The sequence below is a fragment of the cf. Phormidesmis sp. LEGE 11477 genome (genome assembly GCF_015207105.1).
In the GTDB taxonomy this organism is placed as follows: Bacteria; Cyanobacteriota; Cyanobacteriia; order Phormidesmidales; family Phormidesmidaceae; genus Phormidesmis.
In genome coordinates this window covers 1-8,123 of record NZ_JADEXO010000180.1, presented here as the reverse complement: position 1 = coordinate 8,123, position 8,123 = coordinate 1, and the positions used below count along the sequence as shown (strand labels likewise).

Sequence of the window (8,123 nt, the reverse complement as noted above, 5' to 3'; positions counted from 1 at the left end):
CCATAAAGCACACCCGCAGCATGTCTGTATTGGCATTTAGACTTAGCATCCGCTTACGCATCACCTGCGCCACCGCCTTATAGCTGGCCATTTCACTCAGCTCTGTGAGCAGATCGGTCAAGATTTCCATCCATCCCTGAGTGGCCACCTCGACTAAAATGGCCTTCTTATTTTCAAAATGGCGAAACAGCGTGCCTTCAGCGACGCCGGCTGCCTGGGCTAGATCTTTGGTCGTTGTGCCACCGTAGCCCTTTCGTGCAAACAGCTTTTGAGCAGCCTTCAAAATTCGTTCTTGAGTATCGGCTTCTGTAGTGGCTAGTTTGCGTTTATAAAGCTGCATCGACGAGGGCCTGTGATTGAATTAGAGAGACTGAAATTATGGCATCTACAAAGTATTTTTAGCCGTCAATAATTAATAAACGTTGTTTTCCACAAAACACTTTACAGAACAACACACTAGTTATTAGTTGTGCTCACTGTGCTTACTATTACTATGCTTACTATTGGTTTTACTCACTCTATGCCGAAGCAAGTTCAATGCTATGAGTTTAATCGTTCTGCTGTTGGTAACGGTTGTCGCCTGGTGTCTATCCCTCTCTTTCGACTTTTTTCCGGGGGTGCTATGGAGCTGGATCTACTGGCCCCGATGGGTGGGTTGGATAGTGCTGCTATCTTTCCTGGCGTGGTGTATGGACGATCAAAGCTAGGGCAGATTTCTCCAGCCAAGAAAGCGCTTCGTAGAGGAAAGGAATATGGAAAGAAAGTTAATTGCTTTGATTGGAGACTTGCTCTAGCGATAGCCTTGAATTGTACAAAGGAGTTTTTCTATGTGGCGAGATCGTGTAGGGCGAGCTCAGCTAAGTACTTTGTCAGCTGAGTTTGACTGGCAGCAGCTACAGCAGCTTGCAGGTGGCGATGCAGCGTTTGAGGCGGAACTGCTGGCGATGTTTCTAGAGGATGCAAAAAATAGCCTACAGCAGTTAGAAGCTGCGATCGCAACCCAAAACGCTAGAACCATCGAAGATGTTGCTCATTCGCTTAGAGGTGCTAGTGCAAACGTAGGGGCTAGCACCATCGCTGAGATTGCCCTTGAGCTAGAGAATACTGCTAGAGCCGGAGAAACCCACAACGCCCGTCAGCTAGTGCAGGAAATCGGCATTCACTACCAGAAAATCCAGTCTCAGCTACGAACCTAGCGCTAACTGCTGGGGTGGAATTGGTATAAGCTGTAACAATTGCGACAGTTCATTGACCATCCAACAGAATAAGCTTGGCTCGCACTTGGGAAAGACTGCCGATTTAGCCTACGTTTGGAACATGGAGTTATGAAAAGAGTTGAGGCGATCGTCCGCCCTGAAAAGCTACAGGACGTGAAGAATGCGCTAGTAGAGATCGGGGCCACCGGTATGACACTAGAAGATGTGCGGGGCTTTGGCCGCCAAAAAGGACAGACCAGTACCTATCGGGGCATCTCTTATACCGTAGAGTTTTTGGCCAAGAAACGCCTGGTTTTAGTTATTCCAGATAGTTTGCTGAGCAAGGTACTAGAGACGGTCTCGGCAGCAGCTTCGACCGGGACAATTGGCGATGGCAAGATCTTTGTTTCGCAGGTGGATGACACGATTCGGATTCGCACTGGTGAAAAGGGTGAGATCGCGCTGTAGCCAACGACCCTACCCAATACCCAAACGCTCCCGATAATAGAGGCTAGAGGCCCAGCATCTGCTGCAGCCAAAAGCAGACAGCAGCCGTGCCTAGCGGCACACTGAGGTTGTCAATACCGTATTTAGAGATGGCTTCTAGGACGGTGGCAACGATCGCAGCGATCGCTGCTACTAGCCAAGTTGTCAAAATCGGCCCTTGCACGGCTAATAGCACGCTCGCACTGACGATATAGCTCACTAGCAGCATGGTCAGACTCCCCTCCCAGCTCTTCTTCTCACCCCAAATCTGATAGGGATGTGCGCCAAATCGCTGCCCGACCAGCGCCGCTAGCCCGTCTCCCCAAGTCATCGTCAAAATACCGATAGCTGCGTACTGCGGCTGATGCAGCGGCCAAAACCAAACCATAGAGCAGCCAATGCTGACCGCGTAAAAGAAAGTACCCAGGCTCTTGCGCCCAATACCGTTAATGCCGGGCAATAGCGGCAGACGATAGGACAGCAGGGCAACGCCACTGAAGAAGACAGCAGCCACTATCCCCAGCCAGGCTGGTACCGCTAGCCACCAGGCCAGCAAGATCACCTGCCCAGCGCCGATGTGAACAATTTTGCGGGTGATTTCTGGTCCGTATCCCCACCGCCGGGCAGCTTCTGAAAGACCGCCGACAAAGGCTAGCCAAGCCAACACTAAAATGCAGTTTAGAACTAAAGGAGACACGGCTTGCTAGATTGGCTAACTAAATCGAAGAAAGACTGACTAGATCAAATAAAGGCTGACTAATAGCAGCATAGGGTATCGCCCAAACGCTTTGACTGCTATCTTTATGTAGAAATTACTGTCTCAACTAACTATAGAGTACGCATGGGCAAACCCTATCAGCGAGTACTGTTAAAGCTCAGCGGCGAAGCTCTCATGGGAGAGTTGGCCTATGGCATTGACCCAGCGATTGTCGATGCGATCGCCCAAGAAATATCAGGCGTTGTCGACGAAGGCATTCAGCTAGCCATCGTGGTCGGCGGTGGCAATATCTTTAGAGGGGTCAAAGGCTCATCCGCCGGGATGGACAGGGCCACCGCCGACTACATCGGCATGATCGCCACGATCATGAACGCGATGACCCTGCAAGACGCCTTAGAGCGTATAGACGTGCCTACCCGCGTGCAGACCGCTATCTCGATGCAGGAGCTGGCCGAACCCTATATTCGTCGCCGCGCCATCCGCCACCTAGAGAAAAATAGAGTCGTCATCTTCGGTGGTGGCTCTGGCAATCCTTTCTTTACTACCGATACCACTGCCGCCCTTCGCGCCGCCGAAATCAACGCCGAAGTTCTCTTCAAAGCGACCAAAGTAGACGGCGTCTACGACAGCGATCCGACCACCAACGCCAGTGCAAAACAGTACAAGTCACTCACCTATAGTCACGTTCTGGCAAAAGATCTTAAGGTGATGGATGGCACGGCGATCGCGCTGTGTAAAGATAACAACATCCCCATCAGGGTGTTTAACCTCTCGGTTAGAGGAAACATCAATCGCGCCATGATGGGCGAACCTATTGGAACAATTGTGGGAGAGTCCTGTGAAATTAGCTGACCTGAGTGAAGTTGAATCTGCGATGCAAAAAGCGGTTGAGTCTACCAAACGCGCTTTCAATACGATTCGCACGGGACGAGCGAGCGCCTCACTGCTAGATCGAATCATGGTGGACTATTACGGCAGTCCCACTAGCCTCAAGTCACTAGCTAACATCACTACGCCCGACGCTAGCACCCTGATGATTCAAGCCTTTGACCCTAGCTCTGTGCAGCTAATTGCCAAAGCCATTTCGATGTCGGATGTGGGCCTAGTCCCTAACACGGACGGGGCGCTGATTCGGCTGAATATTCCACCTTTGACCACCGAGCGCCGTCAAGAATTTGCCAAGCTAGCGGGTAAATACGCTGAAGAAGGTCGAGTGTCTGTTCGCAATGTTCGACGTGACGGCATTGATCTGGCGAAAAAGCAAGAGAAAGACGGCGATATCTCTGAAGATGAGTCGCGTGATATGCAAGACGAGGTGCAGAAGCTGACAGACAAATACACCAAACAAATCGATCAAGCCCTAGCGGACAAAGAAAAAGCAATTCAGACAGTTTAAGGCCCGTCCAGCTCACTCTGCTCTATCGGCACTCCTTTCTCTATCAGCACTCCTTTAAAGCGAGGAGATGTTTCACCTTCTCCATTTCCACATTTTTTTGTGCATCTATGTTCGATTGCATTATCGTCGGCGCGGGTCCAGCGGGTAGCTCGGCTGCCTATCACCTGGCCAAAGCTGGATGCGCTGTACTGCTGCTAGAAAAAGCGGCCCTACCGAGATACAAAGCCTGTACCGGAGCGGTATCGCCGAGTGTGGCAGACTGGTTCGACTTTGACTTTTCGCCTGCGATCGCCAGCGAAATTCGTCGAGTGCGCTACACCTGGAAACTAGGCGACGCCATAGAAGCCGAGCTAGAGACCGATCCAATTTGGAGCGTAGATAGAAAAGTATTTGATCAGTTCCTCGTTGAACAGGCGCAGCTTGCAGGCGCTAGGGTCCAAGATCAAACGACAGTCACGGGCGTAGCCTTTGAGAGCGACCACTGGAAAGTCTTTACTACTTCTGATTTAGGTACTTCAGGTCAAACCGAAGAAAGCCTAAGTGGGCGGTATGTGATTGCAGCGGACGGTGCGAAAGGCCCCATGGCGGACTGGTTGGGCTTTAGAGAGCACAAGCTGCGAGCGGCGGGCGTGTTGGAAGTAGAGACGGCAGTGCCCATTGAGCCGGGGGCGTTTAGCTTTGAATTTGGATTGGCTAAAAATGGCTGTTTGTGGAGCTTTCCCAAGCCGCAGGGCTACTCGCTAGGGGTCAGCAGCTTTGTGGGTAATTCGATTAAAAATCCAGAGAAGCTGCTGAGTCAGTATGCGGCTGATTTTGGGGTAGAGGCAGCGAAAGGAAGATTTTATACGCATCCGCTGAAGCTGTGGGATGGTAATCATCGGCTGCACACGAACCAGGCGCTGATCGTTGGCGAAGCGGCGGCAATTGTTGATCCGCTGACAGCGGAAGGAATTCGTCCGGCGATGTACAGCGCTATGTTAGCAGCGCAGGCTGTGCAGGCGGCCTTGGAAGGAGATGAGGGTGCGATCGCCAGCTACAGCCAGCTTATTCATGAAAGCTGGGGCGCGGATATGCAGTGGGCTCAGCGAATTGCTACCGTCTTCTTCCGCGTACCCAAGATTGGCTATCGGGTCGGAATAAAACGCCCAACCGCAACAAAACGGTTGGGACAAATTCTAGCGGGCGAAGTGAGCTACGCAGATATTGCCAATCGGGTGATCAAGCGAATCACTACGAGCTTAATCCCTGGTATGGGCAGCTAGTCGTGGATATCTCGCTCAATATCGCTACGAGCCTGCACCCAAATCAGAGACAGGCTGATTAATACTAGCGACTGTTGGCTCAATGATCAGATCGTCTACGCCTGTCAAGGTGATACCCGCATCCTCACCCGCCTTGATCAGTGCCTGACGAAATGTACTGACATCTTCGCCATAGCCACAAAGACGCGCAGCTACCTCAGCGCCTTCTGGGGCGTTTGCCTTAGCGCAGTCAATCAAAGTCAAGCCTGTCAGCGGTTTGTTAGCAGACATCAAAGAGTACTCCGTAAAAATTGCTCAGCGAATTGCTCAAGTCACGTTACCAGAATGGCGACCAGCCTAACTGTATCCACAGGGAGAAATTCAGCAAAAAGTCACGATTTTGGCAGTTGACTCAGCGTTCACAGATCCAATTCCAACTATCTCGGCCTCACTATTTTGGAGGTGTCCGGTTGTACGCTAGATAAATAGACTACACGAAATAACTTCAGCGAACAGTGGTTGAGATGGGAGTTTAGTATGGAACCACGAATCCACGTCGAGCAAAAATATATAGACTACTGGAGAAGCAAAGCAGCCAGAGAAGCCGACCAAATCAAGGTCTGGGAAAAAGAAGCTTGGGATGATGTGCAGATAGTCGCTAGCGTATTGCGCGAACAGTTTCACGCCACCAAAATTATTGTCTTTGGATCCTTGGTAAAAAATAAGTTCGGACGAGGCTCTGACATTGATATTGCGGCTGAAGGTATGGAGCCTAATAGATTCTTTTTGGCACTATCTACTGTCAACAGGCACAGCAAACGAGAAATAGATCTTAAGCCGATGGAAGCGCTAGATCCTCACTTTCGAAAGCGGGTCATAGAAACGGGAAGGGTGATTAGTGAAATCATATAATTCTCAAACCTTGAACGGCCTGGCCGACGATATTGAAATAGAGCTTTCTAAGCTAGCGAAATTGGAAGACCAAGTTCAAAAAATACAACAGAATATCAGAGAAGCACCTGTCTATAGGGATTCTTTTTATGAGAGCTTAGCGCTGAAGTTTCACAACTTTTATACTGGCTGCGAACGTATCTTCTGCTTGATTGCTTCGGATCTCAATGGTGGTATTCCCAGGGACGGGTCTTGGCATCGACGGCTTCTAGATCGGATGGCAGTAGCGCGAAATCAGCGTAGGGCTGTTATCTCTTCAGAAACTGCTAGCTTTTTAGACGAGTTCTTGCGGTTTCGTCATGTGGTGAGAAATATCTATGGGTTTGAATTAAAGCTAGATCGCCTGGATGAGCTGATAGCGCAGTATCCAACGGTCTGGGCTCGGTTTGAAGCAGAGGTGAGTGACTTTGTCAGTTGGTTAAGAGAGCTGGCGATCGCACTCGAAGAATAGGCTAAGCCGCTATCTTTGCTGTCTCTCAACGTCAAAAGTAACTTTTGTGCATAACTCGCGTCATGGTGTGAAGCCATGGTGTGAAGAAGATAGATGCCAAAAGCTACTAGTAATAAAAATATATGAGATTGCCCTTGCACCTCACGCAGCGTCAGGTTTTAGGATGAGTTCATCAATCGCAATCCTTTATTAAGCAAAGAGCGAAGATGTCTAATGCTTAGCTTACTGAAAATTGGTGACCTGGCAAAGCAAACGGGTCTCTCAGTTCGAACGTTGCACTATTACGACGAAATTGAGCTGTTAGTGCCCTCTGATCGTAGCGACGTCGGCCATCGGCTGTATAGCGATCGCGATATCGTCCGGCTTCAGCAGATTCTGTCTCTACGGCAGCTAGGGCTATCACTGACTGAAATTCGCAAATGTTTAGAGAGCCCGGATTACTCGCTGCCACAGGTAATTGACTTGCATCGCGATCGCCTACGCGAGCAAATTTCACTCTCTCATACCCTGCTTAATCGTCTAAACGGAATTGCTACAGAGCTAGAGAATACTCAATCAGTTGCGGTTGAAAACCTAATTCAAGCAATGGAGACGATCACAATGACTACGCAATACTTCACTCCCGAGCAGCAAGAAGTTCTTGAAATTCGCTTTCGTGAAGGGGCAGATGAATGGCAAGAAATACTCAACCAAATTCGAGTAGAAATGGACAAAGGCAGCGATCTGAACAGTCCTGCCGTACGGATGCTGACTAGGCGTTGGTTGTGGAGTATGAAATCTTTTGTGCAAGGCGATGGAGAGATCTATGACTCGCTTGTAAAGATGTATCAGCAAGAAGGAAGCATCGCCACGGATTGGGGGATGGATAACGCTACTTTCGAGTACATCTTGAAAGCAATCTTCTCTATGGCGCTAGGCGATTTTACAGAGGCAGCTATTCCAAGACGCAAAATCTTCACCGCCCAAACGCAGGAAATCATTCGTTTAGGCGAAATCCCCATTCGCGAGCTGAACTTCCATATCTTAGGAACAGAAGGCATTCTTCTAGGACTGTTAGCAGAAGGACAAAGCGTCGCCGCGCAAGCTCTAGACTCTATGGGCATTAGCTATAAAGCCGTACGCCCAATTGTAGAAAAGTGGTTGGGTACTCGGCCTATGCCCCCGGCAGGCACTTTTCCGCCGCAGCTACCCTTCGCGCCTAGAGTGAAAAGAGTCATTGAGATTGCACAAGACGAAGCTAGGGAAGTAGGAGAATCGCGAATCGCACCGAAGCATCTGCTACTGGGCATACTCGAAGAATACAAAGAATGCCCTCCGCCTGGTGGCGTTGCTACCTACATTCTACAAGAAGAACTAGGCGTAAATTTGCAACAGCTTGAGCAGCAGCTTAGGTTAGAAGAAGCATAGTTTCCCATTCACGACTTGATCGCACATCAGCGACAAAATGTTACCACCTCTGGTTTGTCGGCAGATCACCGTTTTTCATAGCTTCATAAAACAGTTGTATAGAACGGTATTGAATATTACTGCGATCGCCAATCTCAAAAGGGCAACAGTTATTACCTCGGCAACAAAATGCATAAGCCTGAAGTAGATCCCTTCCACCGGAGGGGTGCCCAACGGGCGGGGTGGGTTGGCAGTAAGTAGCGCTAGCGGCTGTATTCTGTTTGTCCGCCAGAGTAAT

The 8,123-nt window shown here is 49.7% G+C and carries 13 protein-coding genes; 9 read left to right on the top strand and 4 right to left on the bottom strand.

Translation table 11 applies throughout. The features are described 5' to 3' along the window. Positions 1–340: TetR/AcrR family transcriptional regulator (locus IQ256_RS27620; RefSeq protein ID WP_193858906.1), on the bottom strand; the 340-nt coding region annotated here is incomplete at its 3' end. A 202-nt stretch (positions 341–542) separates the two neighbouring features. Here IQ256_RS27620 and IQ256_RS27615 point away from each other — a divergent pair. The 3 genes from IQ256_RS27615 to IQ256_RS27605 all read left to right on the top strand — a co-directional run bounded on the left by IQ256_RS27615 (position 543) and on the right by IQ256_RS27605 (position 1,664). Further along, a complete protein-coding gene (locus tag IQ256_RS27615) occupies positions 543–707 on the top strand; it encodes a hypothetical protein (protein WP_193858905.1) in 165 nt (54 codons plus the stop codon). A 120-nt stretch (positions 708–827) separates the two neighbouring features. Further along, a complete protein-coding gene (locus IQ256_RS27610; RefSeq protein ID WP_193858904.1) occupies positions 828–1,196 on the top strand; it encodes an Hpt domain-containing protein in 369 nt (122 codons plus the stop codon). Between the two features lie 129 nt (positions 1,197–1,325). Continuing rightward, positions 1,326–1,664, top strand: a complete 339-nt coding sequence (locus IQ256_RS27605; RefSeq protein ID WP_193858903.1) for a P-II family nitrogen regulator — start codon at positions 1,326–1,328, stop codon at positions 1,662–1,664. Between the two features lie 43 nt (positions 1,665–1,707). Here IQ256_RS27605 and IQ256_RS27600 read toward each other — a convergent pair whose 3' ends face one another. After that, positions 1,708–2,379, bottom strand: coding sequence for a diacylglycerol/polyprenol kinase family protein (locus IQ256_RS27600; protein ID WP_193858902.1), 672 nt, complete (start codon positions 2,377–2,379; stop codon positions 1,708–1,710). A gap of 144 nt (positions 2,380–2,523) precedes the next feature. On the opposite strand from IQ256_RS27600, the gene pyrH reads away from it, so the two are divergent. The 3 genes from pyrH (at position 2,524) to IQ256_RS27585 (ending at position 5,058) form a co-directional block, all read left to right on the top strand. Then, entirely contained in the window at positions 2,524–3,252 is a 729-nt protein-coding gene (gene pyrH / locus IQ256_RS27595; protein WP_193858901.1) for a UMP kinase, read from the top strand. Between the two features lie 22 nt (positions 3,253–3,274). Further along, on the top strand, positions 3,275–3,796 hold the full coding sequence (frr, locus tag IQ256_RS27590) for a ribosome recycling factor (protein WP_228025348.1): 522 nt from the start codon (positions 3,275–3,277) through the stop codon (positions 3,794–3,796). 107 nt (positions 3,797–3,903) lie between these two features. Further along, positions 3,904–5,058: a geranylgeranyl reductase family protein gene (locus tag IQ256_RS27585; RefSeq protein WP_193858899.1), complete on the top strand. Its 1,155-nt coding sequence runs from the start codon at positions 3,904–3,906 to the stop codon at positions 5,056–5,058. Positions 5,059–5,082: 24 nt separating this feature from the next. Here IQ256_RS27585 and IQ256_RS27580 read toward each other — a convergent pair whose 3' ends face one another. Continuing rightward, positions 5,083–5,328, bottom strand: coding sequence for a hypothetical protein (locus tag IQ256_RS27580; protein ID WP_193858898.1), 246 nt, complete (start codon positions 5,326–5,328; stop codon positions 5,083–5,085). A gap of 246 nt (positions 5,329–5,574) precedes the next feature. On the opposite strand from IQ256_RS27580, the gene IQ256_RS27575 reads away from it, so the two are divergent. The 3 genes from IQ256_RS27575 (at position 5,575) to IQ256_RS27565 (ending at position 7,846) form a co-directional block, all read left to right on the top strand. Next, positions 5,575–5,949 carry a nucleotidyltransferase family protein gene (locus IQ256_RS27575; RefSeq protein WP_193858897.1) on the top strand — a complete coding sequence of 125 codons (375 nt, stop codon included), beginning with the start codon at positions 5,575–5,577 and terminating at the stop codon, positions 5,947–5,949. Continuing rightward, entirely contained in the window at positions 5,936–6,439 is a 504-nt protein-coding gene (locus IQ256_RS27570) for a hypothetical protein (protein ID WP_193858896.1), read from the top strand. Before IQ256_RS27575 ends, IQ256_RS27570 begins: the two co-directional genes overlap by 14 nt. Positions 6,440–6,652: 213 nt before the next feature. After that, positions 6,653–7,846 carry a MerR family transcriptional regulator gene (locus IQ256_RS27565; protein WP_193858895.1) on the top strand — a complete coding sequence of 398 codons (1,194 nt, stop codon included), beginning with the start codon at positions 6,653–6,655 and terminating at the stop codon, positions 7,844–7,846. Positions 7,847–7,886: 40 nt separating this feature from the next. Here IQ256_RS27565 and IQ256_RS29920 read toward each other — a convergent pair. Beyond that, a partial coding sequence (locus IQ256_RS29920) for a hypothetical protein (RefSeq protein WP_228025346.1) occupies positions 7,887–8,123 on the bottom strand: 237 nt, incomplete at its 5' end.